Source organism: Bacillus sp. XT-2 (genome assembly GCF_025696525.1).
GTDB classification, from domain to species: domain Bacteria; phylum Bacillota; class Bacilli; order Bacillales; family Bacillaceae; genus Bacillus; species Bacillus halotolerans.
On sequence record NZ_JAHVOC010000014.1, the window covers coordinates 19361 to 34495 of the forward strand.

Here is a 15135-nt window from a genome sequence, read left to right on the forward strand (position 1 = left end):
ATTCGGATTTTGGGGGTAAGTTCATGAAGTTTCGTCGCAGCGGCAGATTGGTGGACTTAACAAATTATTTGTTAACCCATCCGCACGAGTTAATACCGTTAACCTTTTTTTCTGAGCGGTATGAATCTGCAAAATCATCGATCAGTGAAGATTTAACAATTATAAAGCAAACCTTTGAGCAGCAGGGGATTGGTACCTTGCTTACTGTTCCCGGTGCAGCCGGAGGTGTCAAATATATTCCGAAGATGAAGCAGGCTGAAGCTGAAGAGTTCGTTCAGACACTTGGACGGTCATTGGCAAATCCTGAGCGTATCCTTCCGGGCGGTTATGTGTATTTAACGGATATCTTAGGAAAGCCATCTGTTCTCTCCAAGGTTGGAAAGCTGTTTGCTTCTGTATTTGCGGACCGCGAAATTGACGTTGTTATGACCGTTGCCACGAAAGGCATCCCTCTTGCGTATGCAGCTGCAAGTTATCTGAATGTGCCTGTCGTCATTGTGCGCAAGGATAACAAGGTAACGGAGGGCTCCACGGTGAGCATTAATTACGTGTCAGGCTCCTCAAACCGCATTCAAACGATGTCACTTGCAAAAAGAAGCATGAAAACGGGTTCAAACGTACTCATTATTGATGACTTTATGAAAGCAGGCGGCACAATTAATGGTATGATTAACCTGTTGGATGAGTTTAATGCGAATGTCGCGGGGATCGGCGTCTTGGTCGAAGCCGAAGGAGTAGATGAACGTCTTGTTGATGAATATATGTCACTTCTAACTCTTTCAACGATCAACATGAAAGATAAGTCCATTGAAATTCAGAATGGCAATTTTCTGCGTTTTTTTAAAGACAATCTTTTGAAGAATGGAGAGACAGAATCATGACAAAAGCAGTCCACACAAAACATGCCCCAGCGGCAATTGGACCTTACTCACAAGGGATCATCGTCAATAATATGTTTTACAGCTCAGGCCAAATTCCTTTGACGCCTTCAGGCGAGATGGTAAACGGTGATATTAAGGAGCAGACGCATCAAGTATTCAGCAACTTAAAAGCGGTGTTGGAAGAAGCGGGTGCTTCTTTTGAAACAGTTGTAAAGGCAACTGTATTTATCGCGGACATGGAACAGTTTGCGGAAGTGAACGAAGTGTACGGACAATATTTTGACACGCACAAACCGGCGAGATCTTGCGTTGAAGTTGCGAGACTTCCAAAGGATGCATTAGTCGAAATTGAAGTTATTGCGTTAGTAAAATAATAAGAAAAGTGATTCTGGGTAAACTCGGAATCACTTTTTTATTTACCTTATGTCCGAAATAAAAGCGTTATGACCTAATTGTGTATGTATATCCTATTTTTTCAAAAAATATTTTAAAAAACAGCAGGAATTCAGAAAAAATCGTGGAATTGATACACTAATGCTTTTATATAGGGAAAAGGTGGTGAACTACTGTGGAAGTTACTGACGTAAGATTACGCCGCGTGAATACCGATGGTCGCATGAGAGCGATTGCATCCATCACGCTGGATCACGAATTTGTTGTTCATGATATTCGTGTGATTGATGGAAACAATGGTCTTTTCGTTGCGATGCCGAGTAAACGCACCCCTGATGGAGAGTTCCGCGATATTGCTCATCCTATTAATTCAAGCACGCGAGGAAAGATTCAAGATGCCGTGTTAAATGAGTATCATCGTCTGGGTGACACTGAAGCATTAGAATTCGAAGAAGCTGGAGCTTCTTAAAAAATAACCAAAAAGCAAGGACTGCTGATAGGGCTGAGACAAGCCTTTTTCCGGCAGTCCTTTTTTAATTCTGATTTTTCAAACTAAAATGCACCCATAGAAAATTCTTGCACTTCATGAAGTCTCCTTGAAATCAACTGATATTTAGGATATATTTTTCTATGGATAAAAGGGATATTGGAGGCCATTAAATGGATAAGCGGTTTGCAGTTGTTTTAGCGGCTGGACAAGGAACAAGAATGAAATCAAAGCTTTACAAAGTCCTTCATCCAGTTTGCGGTAAGCCTATGGTAGAGCACGTCGTAGACGAAGCCTTAAAGTTATCTTTAACGAAGCTTGTCACGATTGTCGGACATGGTGCGGAAGAAGTGAAAAAGCAGCTTGGTGATAAAAGCGAGTATGCGCTTCAAGCAGAACAGCTTGGCACTGCTCATGCTGTAAAACAGGCACAGCCATTTCTTGCTGACGAAAAAGGTGTAACGATTGTCATTTGCGGAGATACGCCGCTTTTAACAGCGGAGACAATGGAAGCGATGCTGAAAGAACATACACAAAAAGAAGCAAAAGCTACGATCTTGACTGCAGTTGCAGAAGATCCGACTGGATACGGCCGAATCATTCGCGGTGAGAGCGGAGCGGTTCAAAAAATCGTGGAGCACAAGGACGCTTCAGAGGAAGAACGTCTTGTGACTGAAATCAATACTGGAACGTATTGTTTTGATAATGAAGCTCTATTCCGGGCCATTGACCAAGTATCGAACGATAATGTTCAAGGCGAGTATTATTTGCCGGATGTGATAGAGATCCTCAAAAATGAAGGCGAAACTGTTGCCGCTTACCAGACTGGTAACTTCCAAGAAACGCTCGGAGTTAATGATAGAGTTGCTCTTTCTCAGGCTGAATGGTTTATGAAAGAGCGGATTAATAAACGGCATATGCAAAATGGCGTTACGCTGATTGACCCGATGAATACGTATATTTCTCCTGAAGCTGTCATCGGAAGCGATACTGTGATTTATCCTGGAACTGTGATTAAAGGTGAGGTGCAAATCGGAGAAGATACGATTATCGGCCCTCATACTGAGATTATGAATAGTTCAATTGGCAGCCGTACTGTGATTAAACAATCGGTAGTCAATAACAGTAAAGTGGGGAATGATGTAAACATAGGACCTTTTGCTCACATCAGGCCTGATTCTGTCATCGGGAATGAAGTGAAGATCGGGAATTTTGTTGAAATCAAAAAGACGCAATTCGGAGACCGAAGCAAGGCTTCTCATTTAAGCTATGTCGGGGATGCTGAAGTAGGCACAGACGTCAACTTGGGCTGCGGTTCAATTACTGTCAATTATGATGGAAAGAATAAATATTTGACGAAAATTGAAGACGGCGCATTTATCGGCTGCAACTCCAATTTGGTTGCCCCTGTCACAGTCGGAGAAGGCGCTTATGTAGCGGCAGGCTCAACTGTTACGGAAGATGTACCTGGAAAAGCACTTGCTATTGCCAGAGCGAGACAAGTAAATAAAGACGATTATGTGAAAAATATTCATAAAAAATAATCCTAAATTCGGAGGTTTATCCATGTCTAATCAATACGGAGATAAGAATTTAAAGATTTTTTCTTTGAATTCTAATCCAGAGCTTGCAAAAGAAATCGCAGATATAGTTGGAGTTCAATTAGGGAAGTGTTCTGTCACAAGATTTAGTGACGGGGAAGTCCAAATTAATATCGAAGAAAGTATTCGCGGATGTGACTGTTACATCATCCAGTCTACAAGTGACCCCGTTAACGAGCATATTATGGAACTGTTGATTATGGTAGATGCGTTGAAACGCGCTTCTGCAAAAACCATTAACATTGTTATTCCTTATTACGGTTATGCGCGTCAAGACAGAAAAGCTAGATCCCGTGAGCCAATCACAGCAAAGCTTTTCGCAAACCTGCTTGAAACTGCCGGTGCGACTCGTGTCATTGCGCTTGATCTGCATGCACCGCAAATTCAAGGATTCTTTGATATACCGATTGACCACTTAATGGGTGTTCCGATTTTAGGAGAATATTTTGAAGGCAAAAACCTTGAAGATATCGTCATTGTTTCACCAGACCACGGCGGTGTGACACGTGCCCGCAAACTGGCTGACAGACTAAAAGCGCCGATTGCGATCATTGATAAGCGCCGTCCGAGACCGAATGTGGCAGAAGTCATGAATATTGTAGGTAATATCGAAGGGAAGACCGCTATCCTTATCGATGATATCATTGATACTGCCGGCACCATTACACTTGCAGCTAATGCGCTCGTTGAAAACGGAGCAAAAGAAGTTTATGCATGCTGTACACATCCGGTACTATCAGGACCTGCTGTTGAACGGATTAATAACTCAACAATTAAAGAGCTTGTTGTGACAAACAGCATCAAGCTTCCTGAAGAAAAGAAAATTGAACGGTTTAAGCAGCTTTCAGTCGGACCGCTTCTGGCTGAAGCGATTATTCGCGTTCATGAGCAGCAATCTGTCAGCTACCTTTTCAGCTAAACCGATTTTGAAAGGTTTAAACCTTTATCGTTATGGGTATTGTTTCTAATAGGACAATAAAACGATAATAGGATGGTGCTGAATATGGCAACGTTAACGGCAAAAGAAAGAACAGGTTTCACCCGTTCGTCTCTTCGGGATATCCGTACTTCAGGACATGTTCCAGGTATCATTTATGGAAAAGACACGGCAAACAAACCGGTATCCTTAGACAGTGTGGAACTTATCAAAACACTGAGGGATGAAGGCAAGAATACAGTCATTACACTCGACGTCAACGGAGAGAAGCACGCTGTCATGGTAACAGAGCTGCAAACGGACCCGCTGAAAAATGAGGTCACTCATGCTGACTTCCAAGTAGTCAATATGAGTGAAGAAATTGAAGTGGAAGTGCCGATTCATCTGACCGGAGAAGCAATTGGAGTGAAAAATGGAGGCGTATTGCAACAGCCGCTTTACGCTCTTACCGTGAAGGCGAAGCCAAAAGCAATTCCGCAATCGATCGAGGCAGACATTTCTGGTCTTGATGTAAATGATGTACTCACGATTGAGGACTTGCCTGCCGGCGGTGACTACTCCTATAATCACGAATCAGATGAAGTTGTGGCTTCTATTCTTCCTCCGCAGCAGCAGGATGCTGCAGAAACAGACGCTGAGGAAACTGCCGATGCTCAGCCTGAAGGTGAAAACGAAGATCAATAATAGCTTAAGGCGTAACCCTCCCGCGGTTACGTCTTTTGTGCTAGAATGAGAAGAATTATAGCCCGTGTTAGAGCGGGAGCTTATGTGACTAAGGGAGGATTTGCCATGCTTGTAATTGCTGGCCTCGGAAACCCGGGAAAGAACTATGAAAATACAAGGCATAATGTCGGATTTATGGCAATAGACCAGCTTTCGAAGGAATGGAACATTGAGCTGAACCAGAGCAAATTTAACGGATTATACGGAACCGGATTTGTTTCCGGCAAAAAGGTTCTACTTGTTAAACCGCTTACATATATGAATTTATCAGGAGAATGTTTGCGGCCTTTAATGGATTATTATGATGTAGACAACGAAGATTTAAAAGTCATTTACGATGACCTTGATCTTCCGACTGGCAAGATCCGTCTAAGAACGAAAGGCAGTGCCGGCGGGCATAATGGCATCAAATCACTGATCCAGCATCTCGGAACGCCTGAGTTTGATCGCATCCGCATCGGAATCGGGCGGCCAGTGAACGGGATGAAGGTGGTTGATTATGTTTTAGGCGCTTTTACAAAGGATGAAACACCAGCAATTGATGAAGCGATTGGAAAGTCCGTTAAGGCTTGTGAGGCTTCTCTCAGCAAACCATTTTTAGAGGTTATGAACGAATTCAACGCGAAGGTATAAAATACATAATCAAAGTCCATACTACACCAAAATGACTTTTTCATCAGGAGGGTCCCTTGTATGGCTTTGCATTATTATTGTCGTCATTGCGGAGTAAAAGTTGGAAGTCTGGAATCTTCCATGGTATCGACAAACTCACTTGGATTTGAGCACTTAACAAACGAGGAAAGAAACGATATGATTTCATATAAAGACAATGGAGATGTCCATGTTCTTACAATATGTGAAGATTGCCAAGAGGCGCTTGAACGAAATCCGCATTACCACGAACATCACACATTTATTCAATAAAAAGCTTTGGTGTAGACACTAGACCAAAGCGTTTTTCTGTTCTTACAGAAAACAGAGAGGAGGGGCCATATGGACAACATTCAAACCTTTATTAAAGAAAGCGATGACTTCAAATCCATCGTCAACGGTTTAAACGAGGGGCTGAAGGAACAACTGCTCGCGGGTCTTTCAGGTTCCGCGCGTTCTGTTTTTACTTCTGCTCTGGCTAATGAAACGAATAAGCCTATCTTTCTAATCACCCATAATTTATACCAAGCTCAGAAAGTAACGGATGATCTGACTTCACTTCTTGGAGATCGGTCTGTCCTTCTGTACCCCGTCAATGAACTCATATCATCAGAAATCGCGGTGGCTAGCCCTGAACTGCGGGCGCAGCGCTTAGATGTCATTAATAGATTAACAAACGGAGAAACGCCTATAGTTGTTGCTCCGGTGGCGGCTGTCAGAAGAATGCTGCCGCCGGTAGAGGTGTGGAAAAACAGCCAAATGCTCATTCAGGTGGGTCATGATATCGAACCGGATCAGCTGGCATCCCGACTGGTAGAGGTGGGATACGAGCGGTCTGATATGGTTTCTGCACCCGGTGAATTCAGTATTCGCGGCGGAATTATCGACATTTATCCGCTGACCTCTGAGCATCCGGTCAGAATCGAATTATTCGACACCGAGGTTGATTCCATCCGCAGCTTTAACTCCGACGATCAGCGGTCAATTGAAACCTTGACCTCCATCAGTATCGGTCCGGCAAAGGAACTGATTATCAGAGCTGAAGAAAAAGCACGTGCAATAGAGAAGATGGATAAAGGCCTTGCCGACAGCTTGAAAAAATTAAAGCTCGACAAGCAAAAAGAAATCCTGCATATGAATATTTCTCATGATAAAGAGCGTTTATCTGAAGGCCAGACAGATCAAGAACTGGTGAAGTACCTTTCATATTTTTATGAAAAACCTGCTAGTTTGCTAGATTATACACCTGATAACACGCTTCTTATTTTGGACGAAGTCAGCCGGATTCATGAAATGGAAGAGCAGCTTCAAAAGGAAGAAGCGGAGTTTGTCACAAATCTGCTGGAGGAAGGGAAGATTTTGCATGACATCAGTCTGTCATTCAGCTTCCAAAAAATAGCTGCTGAACAAAGACGGCCTTTGCTGTACTATTCTTTGTTTTTACGCCATGTTCAGCATACGAGCCCGCAAAATATCGTAAATGTATCCAGCAGACAAATGCAGAGCTTCCACGGGCAAATGAATGTTCTTGCCGGTGAAATGGAGCGGTTTAAAAAATCAAACTTCACCGTTGTGTTTTTGGGAGCAAATAAGGAACGTACACAAAGACTGTCTTCTGTTTTGGCCGATTATGAAATCGAAGCGGCGATGACTGACAGCAAAAAGGCGCTTGTTCAGGGACAGGTTTATATCATGGAAGGCGAGCTTCAATCAGGATTTGAGCTGCCGTTAATGAAGCTTGCTGTCATTACTGAAGAAGAATTGTTTAAAAACCGCGTGAAAAAGAAACCTCGAAAACAGAAGCTTACGAATGCAGAGCGCATCAAGAGCTATTCCGAGCTTCAAATTGGTGATTATGTCGTTCATATTAATCACGGGATCGGAAAGTATTTAGGGATCGAAACCCTTGAGATCAATGGAATTCATAAAGACTATTTAAACATTCACTATCAGGGAAGCGACAAGCTTTATGTGCCGGTTGAACAAATTGACCAGGTACAGAAGTATGTCGGATCAGAAGGAAAAGAACCGAAGCTGTATAAGTTAGGCGGCAGCGAATGGAAGCGGGTTAAGAAAAAAGTAGAAACATCCGTTCAAGACATCGCTGATGACTTAATTAAACTGTATGCCGAAAGGGAAGCGAGCAAGGGCTACGCATTTTCTCCTGATCATGAAATGCAGCGTGAATTTGAATCGGCGTTCCCTTATCAAGAGACAGAAGATCAGCTCCGCTCTATTCACGAAATCAAAAAAGACATGGAAAGAGAGCGGCCGATGGATCGACTGCTTTGCGGAGACGTAGGCTACGGGAAAACAGAGGTTGCCATCCGGGCGGCGTTTAAAGCAATCGCTGATGGAAAACAGGTCGCACTGCTTGTCCCGACAACCATTTTGGCTCAGCAGCACTATGAGACCATTACAGAGCGCTTTCAGGACTACCCGATGAATATCGGCCTGCTTAGCCGATTCAGAACAAGAAAAGAAGCAAACGAAACGATCAAAGGATTGAAAAACGGAACGGTTGATATCGTCATTGGGACACACCGACTGTTATCAAAAGATGTTGTTTATAAAGACTTAGGGCTGCTCATCATTGATGAGGAGCAGCGTTTTGGTGTCACCCATAAAGAAAAGATCAAACAGATTAAAGCCAATGTGGATGTATTAACATTAACAGCAACGCCGATTCCGCGTACGCTGCATATGTCTATGCTTGGCGTAAGGGATCTCTCGGTGATCGAGACGCCGCCGGAAAACCGCTTCCCTGTACAGACATATGTTGTGGAATACAATGGTGCCCTTGTCAGAGAGGCGATTGAGCGCGAGCTTGCGCGCGGTGGCCAAGTCTATTTCTTATACAACAGGGTAGAGGATATCGAACGGAAAGCAGATGAGATTTCAATGCTTGTCCCTGACGCGAAGGTTGCGTATGCCCACGGGAAAATGACAGAAAATGAATTAGAAGCTGTCATGCTGAGTTTCCTGGAAGGGGAATCAGACGTTCTCGTCAGCACAACAATCATTGAAACGGGTGTAGATATTCCAAACGTGAATACGCTGATCGTGTTTGACGCCGACAAGATGGGTCTTTCCCAGCTTTATCAGCTGCGTGGACGTGTCGGCCGTTCTAACCGTGTAGCGTATGCGTATTTCACGTATCGCCGGGATAAAGTGCTTACTGAAGTAGCTGAAAAAAGACTGCAGGCGATTAAAGAATTTACGGAGCTGGGATCTGGTTTTAAAATCGCCATGCGCGACTTAACGATTCGCGGAGCCGGAAACCTCCTTGGCGCTCAGCAGCACGGCTTTATCGATTCGGTCGGATTTGACCTCTATTCGCAAATGCTAAAAGAGGCCATAGAAGAGCGGAAAGGCGATACAGCGAAAACGGAGCATTTTGAAACAGAAATTGATCTTGAGCTTGATGCGTACATTCCGGAAACTTACATTCAAGACGGCAAACAGAAAATTGATATGTATAAACGCTTCAGATCTGTGGCTTCAATTGAAGAGAAAAATGAACTTCAAGATGAGATGATTGACAGGTTTGGAAATTATCCAAAAGAAGTTGAATACTTGTTTACCGTAGCTGAAATGAAGGTTTATGCGAAAAATGAACGGGTCGAATTGATTAAGCAAGATAAAGATGCAGTCAGGCTGACCATTTCTGAAGAGGCTAGTGCTGATATTGACGGCCAGAAACTGTTTGAGCTTGGCAACAAATACGGCAGACAAATCGGACTGGGAATGGAAGGAAAAAAACTCAAAATTTCCGTTCAAACGAAAGGCAAGACTGCGGATGAATGGCTCGAAACCGTGCTGGGCATGCTGAAGGGCCTTAAAGATGTGAAAAAACAAACCATTTCATCAACGTAAATTTTGTTACTCTCTGGTGTATATTACATTTGATGTGACGGATACTAATTTCAAGCGAGGCGGAAGGTACATAAAGTAACTGCTTTAGGTCTTTCCCACATTGTATAACCATCAAATGAAAGAGAGGCACCAGAGATGAAAGCAACCGGTATCGTACGTCGTATTGATGACTTAGGACGGGTCGTGATTCCTAAAGAAATTCGCAGAACGCTGAGAATCAGGGAAGGCGATCCGCTTGAGATTTTTGTAGATCGTGACGGAGAAGTTATTTTGAAAAAATACTCTCCGATAAGTGAGCTTGGAGACTTTGCAAAGGAGTATGCAGACGCGCTTTATGACAGTCTTGGCCATTCAGTGCTTATCTGTGACCGTGATGTCTACATTGCCGTCTCCGGAAGTTCCAAAAAAGACTACTTAAACAAGCCGATCAGCGAAATGCTGGAAAAAACAATGGATCAGAGAAGTTCCGTGCTTGAGAGCGATGCAAAATCCGTGCAGCTTGTGAATGGAATTGATGAAGATATGAGTTCTTATACTGTCGGCCCAATTGTGGCGAATGGCGACCCGATAGGTGCTGTCGTGATTTTTTCAAAGGATCAGACGATGGGCGAAGTAGAGCATAAAGCCGTTGAAACAGCAGCTGGGTTTTTGGCTCGTCAAATGGAACAGTAGGTCTTATTACAATTATCAAAATAGGTATAGAAAGAACAGCTCTCCTTGGGACGCTGTTCTTTTTTGTGCAGGCTGAAAAAGGATTCCAAGGGTTGGGATATGGTATAATAACCTCGTTTTTATTTGTGCCAAGGTCATTGCGAACTCTGCATGGCCCCTGACGTTGGGAAGGAGCTTTTGGATGGATGATTCAATACGCGTCAAACGGCATTGGATGTGGCAGGGGGCTTTTGTTTTAATTCTGGCAGGCGTTATTTCAAAAATATTAAGCGCCGTTTACAGAGTCCCATTTCAAAACATTGTCGGCGATGTTGGATTTTATATATATCAGGAGGTATACCCTTTTCTTGGTATTGCCGTCATGCTTTCAACATCAGGATTTCCGGTGATTATTTCTAAACTGATGAATGATTATAGTGAAAAAAACCATAACACCATAATGAAAATTTCAGCGCTGGTTTTATCGGTAATAGGTGTTTTTTTATTTCTGTGTTTATATATGGGAGCTGTTCCGATCGCTCTGTTTATGGGTGACTCGCATCTCGCCCAGTTAATTCAAGTAACTGCATATGCGTTTCTTCTGTTTCCATTTGTCGCGCTGCTCAGGGGCGTTTTTCAAGGGAGGCACAATATGCTGCCATCCGCTTTATCGCAAATCATGGAACAGTTTCTGCGGGTAGCGGTGCTTTTAGGGTTATCTTTTTGGCTCATCAAAAAGGGTGCCTCGCTTTATACTGCGGGAGCGGCAGCTGCTTCTGGTTCTCTTGCCGGAAGTTTGATTGCGCTTATCATCCTCGTCTTTTTTTGGTTCAAAACGAAAAAGCCTGAAAAAGCGGAAATAGAAAAAGAAAATCACATTACAACAAATCAATTAATTAAGAAACTGCTTTTATATTCGGTAACGATCTGTGTAAGCAGCCTGCTGCTTTTGTTTATTCAGCTTGTCGATGCGCTGAATTTATATTCTTTGCTGTCTGGCGGTGAGGTGAGTGAAGAAGCAAAGCGGCTGAAAGGAATTTATGACCGGGGGCAGCCTCTTTTGCAGCTCGGTTCTGTTTTCGCAATGAGCATCGGGACCTCACTCGTACCGTTGATTTCAAAAGCGGTAAAGGACAATCAAGTGCTGGTGATGAAACAAAGAGTGACGTCTTCCTTAAAGCTGTGTCTTGCGATTGGCGTTGCGGCGTCTGCTGGTCTCATCTGCATCCTCAAGCCGGTCAACATTATGCTGTTTCAAAATAGTGAAGGAACAGCTGCGTTACAGATATTTAGCTGCTCCATTTTGTTTGCGTCCTTGGCGGTCACGGCTGCTGCTGTCTTACAGGGAACGGGAAACACGGTATTTCCTGCAATAGCGGTAGGCGCAGGCGTGGCTGTGAAATGGGTGTTAAATACCTTTTTGGTTCCGCGTTATGGAATTGAAGGGGCTTCATTTGCGACAGCGGCTACCTTTGCGGCTGTCGCCGGCCTTAATTTATATCGCCTGCGGCAAAAAGAATGGCTGGACAAGCTGAGAGGCGTTATGCTTCTGATTATTGGGTCCGCTTTATTGATGTCAGCTGTCTTGCTTGCTTATTTACGCCTTTGGTCTTTTCTGTTTGATGCGGAAGGAAGAGGATATGCGGCGGTTGAAAGTGTTTCTGCTGTCGCCATTGGAGGCGCGGTGTTTATTTATTGTATGATGAAATTGGGAATATTTACGGATGAAGAGCTCAACAGTGTGCCTTTTGGCAGCAAGTTAAGCAAACTCACAAGAAGGAGAGAACAAAATGGCAGGTAACATTACAGTCGTCGGGCTTGGCGCCGGAGACATGGACCAGTTGACAATTGGCATACATAAGCTGCTGACAAAGGCGGACACTCTGTTTGTCAGAACAAAAGACCATCCTTTAATTCAGGAGCTAGAAAGCGAAACGAAGAACATTCGTTATTTTGATGATATATATGAGAAGCACGACCAGTTTGATGCGGTATACGAAGAAATTGCTGACATTCTCTTTGGAGAAGCGAAGCATCAGGACGTTGTTTATGCGGTTCCGGGGCATCCATTTGTAGCAGAAAAAACAGTACAGCTGCTGACGGAGCGGCAGGAAGAAAAAAACATTCAGGTGAAAGTCGCGGGAGGGCAAAGTTTTCTTGATGCAACTTTTAATGCCTTGCAAATTGATCCCATTGAAGGCTTTCAATTTGTGGATGCCGGCACATTGAGCGCGGATGAGCTTGAGCTCAGACATCACCTGATCATTTGTCAGGTTTACGACCAAATGACTGCATCCGAAGTGAAGCTGACATTAATGGAGAAGCTGCCGGATGATTATGAAGTTGTAATTGTAACGGCCGCCGGAAGCCGCGATGAGGATATTCGGAGAGTGCCTTTATTTGAATTGGACCGTAATGTCGCCATGAATAACTTAACAAGTGTGTATATTCCGCCGATTAAAGAAGAGAAGCTGCTGTACCGGGAGTTCTCCGCGTTTCGGCACATTATCAGAGAGCTTCGCGGGCCTAACGGCTGTCCGTGGGATAAAAAGCAGACTCATCAGTCATTAAAACAATACATGATTGAAGAGTGTTATGAACTTCTCGAAGCAATTGACGAAGAAGACACAGACCATATGATCGAAGAGCTTGGCGACGTTTTGCTTCAGGTCCTGCTTCACGCGCAAATCGGTGAAGATGAAGGTTATTTCACAATAGATGATGTGATTAAAGGGATCAGTGAAAAAATGGTCCGAAGACATTCCCATGTGTTTAAAGATGTTAAGGTTCAGGATGAAAACGATGTTTTGGCAAATTGGGAAGATATTAAAAAAGCAGAAAAACATACATCTGAAGAATCCTTGTTAGACAACGTCCCGAAAACCCTTCCTGCTCTTTCTAAAGCTGCTAAACTTCAGAAAAAAGCGGCAAAAGTCGGTTTTGACTGGGAAGATGTGAGTGATATTTGGGAAAAGGTGAATGAGGAGATGGAGGAATTTTCTTCGGAGGTTTCTGAAGACCCTCATGAACACAATCTCAAGGCCGAATTTGGCGACGTTCTCTTCGCCTTGGTAAATGTAGCCCGCTTCTACAAAATAGAACCGGAGGAAGCATTGGCGATGACAAACGATAAATTCCGGAGACGTTTCTCTTATATTGAGCAAACAGCGAAGGAAAAGGGAATCGAGCTGGCTAATATGTCTCTTGAGGACATGGACAACCTGTGGAATGAAGCAAAAGAAACTGAGAGGAGATCATAATATGAGATTAGATAAATTTTTAAAAGTATCACGGCTGATTAAACGACGTACACTAGCGAAGGAAGTAGCTGATCAAGGCAGAATCTCCATTAACGGAAATCAGGCTAAAGCAAGCTCAGACGTAAAACCTGGAGATGAATTAACGATCCGCTTCGGCCAAAAGCTTGTAACGGTACAAGTGAATGAGCTCAAAGACACGACGAAAAAAGAAGAAGCCGCAAATATGTATACGGTGCTAAAGGAAGAAAAACTCGGCGAATAGGCTTGTTCTAAAAGAATCCCCCGCCTCATACAATGCAGTAATAATGCTAAAAGTATCGAGGATATGGGGGCTGAATAGATGAATTCATATTATGAACAAAAAGGTTCTTCTTCTGTTCCGGAACAGCACGATGTGACAATGAAAGGCCGGAAACATTTAGATATTTCTGGGGTTAAGCAAGTTGAAAGCTTTGATAACGAAGAATTCCTGCTGGAAACAGTGATGGGAATGCTCTCAGTCAGAGGCGAAAACCTTCAAATGAAAAATCTTGATGTAGAAAAAGGGATTGTTTCGATCAAAGGCAGGGTATTTGATTTAGTGTATTTAGACGAGCAACAAGGGGATAAAGCTAAAGGGTTTTTTAGCAAGTTGTTTAAATGACGCTGACGACACAATTCTATACAATGCTGGCGATGTCCGGTATGGGCCTCTGGCTTGGCGCGTCGCTTGATACGTACAGGCTCTTTGTCATTCGTGCCAGAACAGCCAGATGGCTTTTATTTATTCATGATATTCTTTTCTGGATTTTGCAGGGGCTGCTCTTCTTTTATGTCTTGCTTCATGTAAATGAGGGAGAATTCAGGCTGTACATTTTTTTGGCGGTTCTGCTGGGCGTTGCGACGTATCAAAGCCTTTGCAAACGAATCTATATAAAAATACTGAAATTCGTCATTTATCTTGTTGTTTCTGTTTATCAATTCTTAAAAAAGCTCATTCAGCACGTGTTATTTCGTCCTATTGTGTGGACATGCGGAGTCATCATCTGGCTGGTCACGTTTCTCTTTCAGAGAACATACCGCCTGATCGGTTTTCTCATGTTATGTCTTTATAAAATAGTCATGGTTCTGTGTTTTCCGATCCGCTTTATCGTGAAACAATGTATGAAACTTCTTCCTGAAAAACTGCGTCTAATTTTCAGACGATATTTTCAAAAAGGTGCAGGATTTCTAAAAAAGAAGAAGAAACTATTGGTAACCATAAGAACGACCATTACACGTTTTTTGAAGAGATGAAAGGAGGACCGTCTGATTTGAATTTTTCCAGGGAACGAACGATAACTGAAATACAAAACGACTATAAAGAAAAAGTAGAGCGGCAAAATCAGCTGAAGAAAAGAAGAAGAAAAGGGCTGTACAGACGGTTGACTGTATTCGGCGCCCTCGTATTTCTGACGGCAATTGTACTGGCAAGCTCTGTATGGAGCCAAACATCTTCCCTTAGCGCAAAAGAAGAAAAGAAAGAACAGCTTGAAAAAGAACTGAAGAATTTAAAGACAAAGCAAACGGATTTAAAAGAAGAAATATCCAAATTAAAAGATGAAGATTACGTCACAGAGCTTGCCAGAAGAGACTTATTCATGTCTGGAGACGGTGAAATAATCTTTAATGTGGAGAAGAAGAACAAGTAGCCTTG

At 43.1% G+C, this 15135-nt stretch carries 16 protein-coding genes; all 16 read left to right on the forward strand.

The window, feature by feature from the left end; all coding sequences use genetic code 11:
• Nucleotides 1–23: 23 nt before the first annotated feature.
• The 16 genes from purR (at nt 24) to divIC (ending at nt 15130) form a co-directional block, all read left to right on the forward strand.
• Entirely contained in the window at nt 24–881 is an 858-nt protein-coding gene (purR, locus tag KXD37_RS23275; RefSeq protein ID WP_106021675.1) for a pur operon repressor, read from the forward strand.
• Complete coding sequence (ridA, locus tag KXD37_RS23280; RefSeq protein ID WP_003226738.1) at nt 878–1255, forward strand: 2-iminobutanoate/2-iminopropanoate deaminase; 378 nt, start codon at nt 878–880, stop codon at nt 1253–1255. The genes purR and ridA overlap by 4 nt, the downstream gene beginning before the upstream one ends.
• Nucleotides 1256–1449: 194 nt before the next feature.
• A complete protein-coding gene (gene spoVG / locus KXD37_RS23285) occupies nt 1450–1743 on the forward strand; it encodes a septation regulator SpoVG (protein WP_003218346.1) in 294 nt (97 codons plus the stop codon).
• 191 nt (nt 1744–1934) lie between these two features.
• On the forward strand, nt 1935–3305 hold the full coding sequence (glmU, locus tag KXD37_RS23290; protein ID WP_151174690.1) for a bifunctional UDP-N-acetylglucosamine diphosphorylase/glucosamine-1-phosphate N-acetyltransferase GlmU: 1371 nt from the start codon (nt 1935–1937) through the stop codon (nt 3303–3305).
• A 22-nt stretch (nt 3306–3327) separates the two neighbouring features.
• Complete coding sequence (locus KXD37_RS23295; RefSeq protein ID WP_003218353.1) at nt 3328–4281, forward strand: ribose-phosphate diphosphokinase; 954 nt, start codon at nt 3328–3330, stop codon at nt 4279–4281.
• An 84-nt stretch (nt 4282–4365) separates the two neighbouring features.
• Nucleotides 4366–4983, forward strand: coding sequence for a 50S ribosomal protein L25/general stress protein Ctc (locus KXD37_RS23300; protein WP_024123620.1), 618 nt, complete (start codon nt 4366–4368; stop codon nt 4981–4983).
• A 105-nt stretch (nt 4984–5088) separates the two neighbouring features.
• Nucleotides 5089–5655 (forward strand): aminoacyl-tRNA hydrolase, encoded by a 567-nt coding sequence (gene pth / locus KXD37_RS23305; protein WP_044153493.1) that lies wholly within the window; start codon nt 5089–5091, stop codon nt 5653–5655.
• A gap of 60 nt (nt 5656–5715) precedes the next feature.
• Complete coding sequence (locus KXD37_RS23310) at nt 5716–5946, forward strand: anti-sigma-F factor Fin family protein (RefSeq protein ID WP_024123622.1); 231 nt, start codon at nt 5716–5718, stop codon at nt 5944–5946.
• Between the two features lie 69 nt (nt 5947–6015).
• The gene (mfd, locus tag KXD37_RS23315; protein ID WP_095714733.1) at nt 6016–9549 is read left to right on the forward strand and encodes a transcription-repair coupling factor; all 3534 of its coding nucleotides are present in this window, start codon (nt 6016–6018) and stop codon (nt 9547–9549) included.
• A gap of 135 nt (nt 9550–9684) precedes the next feature.
• The gene (gene spoVT / locus KXD37_RS23320; RefSeq protein WP_024123624.1) at nt 9685–10221 is read left to right on the forward strand and encodes a stage V sporulation protein T; all 537 of its coding nucleotides are present in this window, start codon (nt 9685–9687) and stop codon (nt 10219–10221) included.
• A gap of 181 nt (nt 10222–10402) precedes the next feature.
• Nucleotides 10403–12001, forward strand: coding sequence for a polysaccharide biosynthesis protein (locus tag KXD37_RS23325; protein WP_263463751.1), 1599 nt, complete (start codon nt 10403–10405; stop codon nt 11999–12001).
• Nucleotides 11991–13460 carry a nucleoside triphosphate pyrophosphohydrolase gene (gene mazG, locus KXD37_RS23330; RefSeq protein ID WP_263463752.1) on the forward strand — a complete coding sequence of 490 codons (1470 nt, stop codon included), beginning with the start codon at nt 11991–11993 and terminating at the stop codon, nt 13458–13460. The genes KXD37_RS23325 and mazG overlap by 11 nt, the downstream gene beginning before the upstream one ends.
• 1 nt (nt 13461) lies before the next feature.
• Nucleotides 13462–13722 (forward strand): RNA-binding S4 domain-containing protein, encoded by a 261-nt coding sequence (locus tag KXD37_RS23335; protein ID WP_263463753.1) that lies wholly within the window; start codon nt 13462–13464, stop codon nt 13720–13722.
• 78 nt (nt 13723–13800) lie between these two features.
• The gene (gene yabP / locus KXD37_RS23340; RefSeq protein WP_024123628.1) at nt 13801–14103 is read left to right on the forward strand and encodes a sporulation protein YabP; all 303 of its coding nucleotides are present in this window, start codon (nt 13801–13803) and stop codon (nt 14101–14103) included.
• Nucleotides 14100–14735 (forward strand): spore cortex biosynthesis protein YabQ, encoded by a 636-nt coding sequence (gene yabQ, locus KXD37_RS23345; RefSeq protein ID WP_095714735.1) that lies wholly within the window; start codon nt 14100–14102, stop codon nt 14733–14735. The genes yabP and yabQ overlap by 4 nt, the downstream gene beginning before the upstream one ends.
• A gap of 17 nt (nt 14736–14752) precedes the next feature.
• On the forward strand, nt 14753–15130 hold the full coding sequence (gene divIC, locus KXD37_RS23350; protein WP_010332711.1) for a cell division protein DivIC: 378 nt from the start codon (nt 14753–14755) through the stop codon (nt 15128–15130).
• Nucleotides 15131–15135: the final 5 nt, after the last annotated feature.

Excerpts from the sequence above, each read along its gene's own strand:
- purR (WP_106021675.1), top strand. The coding sequence starts at position 24 with ATGAAGTTTCGTCGCAGCGGCAGATTGGTGGACTTAACAAATTATTTG.
- ridA (WP_003226738.1), top strand. The coding sequence starts at position 878 with ATGACAAAAGCAGTCCACACAAAACATGCCCCAGCGGCAATTGGACCT.
- glmU (WP_151174690.1), top strand. The coding sequence starts at position 1,935 with ATGGATAAGCGGTTTGCAGTTGTTTTAGCGGCTGGACAAGGAACAAGA.
- KXD37_RS23295 (WP_003218353.1), top strand. The coding sequence starts at position 3,328 with ATGTCTAATCAATACGGAGATAAGAATTTAAAGATTTTTTCTTTGAAT.
- KXD37_RS23300 (WP_024123620.1), top strand. The coding sequence starts at position 4,366 with ATGGCAACGTTAACGGCAAAAGAAAGAACAGGTTTCACCCGTTCGTCT.
- pth (WP_044153493.1), top strand. The coding sequence starts at position 5,089 with ATGCTTGTAATTGCTGGCCTCGGAAACCCGGGAAAGAACTATGAAAAT.
- KXD37_RS23310 (WP_024123622.1), top strand. The coding sequence starts at position 5,716 with ATGGCTTTGCATTATTATTGTCGTCATTGCGGAGTAAAAGTTGGAAGT.
- mfd (WP_095714733.1), top strand. The coding sequence starts at position 6,016 with ATGGACAACATTCAAACCTTTATTAAAGAAAGCGATGACTTCAAATCC.
- spoVT (WP_024123624.1), top strand. The coding sequence starts at position 9,685 with ATGAAAGCAACCGGTATCGTACGTCGTATTGATGACTTAGGACGGGTC.
- KXD37_RS23325 (WP_263463751.1), top strand. The coding sequence starts at position 10,403 with ATGGATGATTCAATACGCGTCAAACGGCATTGGATGTGGCAGGGGGCT.
- mazG (WP_263463752.1), top strand. The coding sequence starts at position 11,991 with ATGGCAGGTAACATTACAGTCGTCGGGCTTGGCGCCGGAGACATGGAC.
- KXD37_RS23335 (WP_263463753.1), top strand. The coding sequence starts at position 13,462 with ATGAGATTAGATAAATTTTTAAAAGTATCACGGCTGATTAAACGACGT.
- yabP (WP_024123628.1), top strand. The coding sequence starts at position 13,801 with ATGAATTCATATTATGAACAAAAAGGTTCTTCTTCTGTTCCGGAACAG.
- yabQ (WP_095714735.1), top strand. The coding sequence starts at position 14,100 with ATGACGCTGACGACACAATTCTATACAATGCTGGCGATGTCCGGTATG.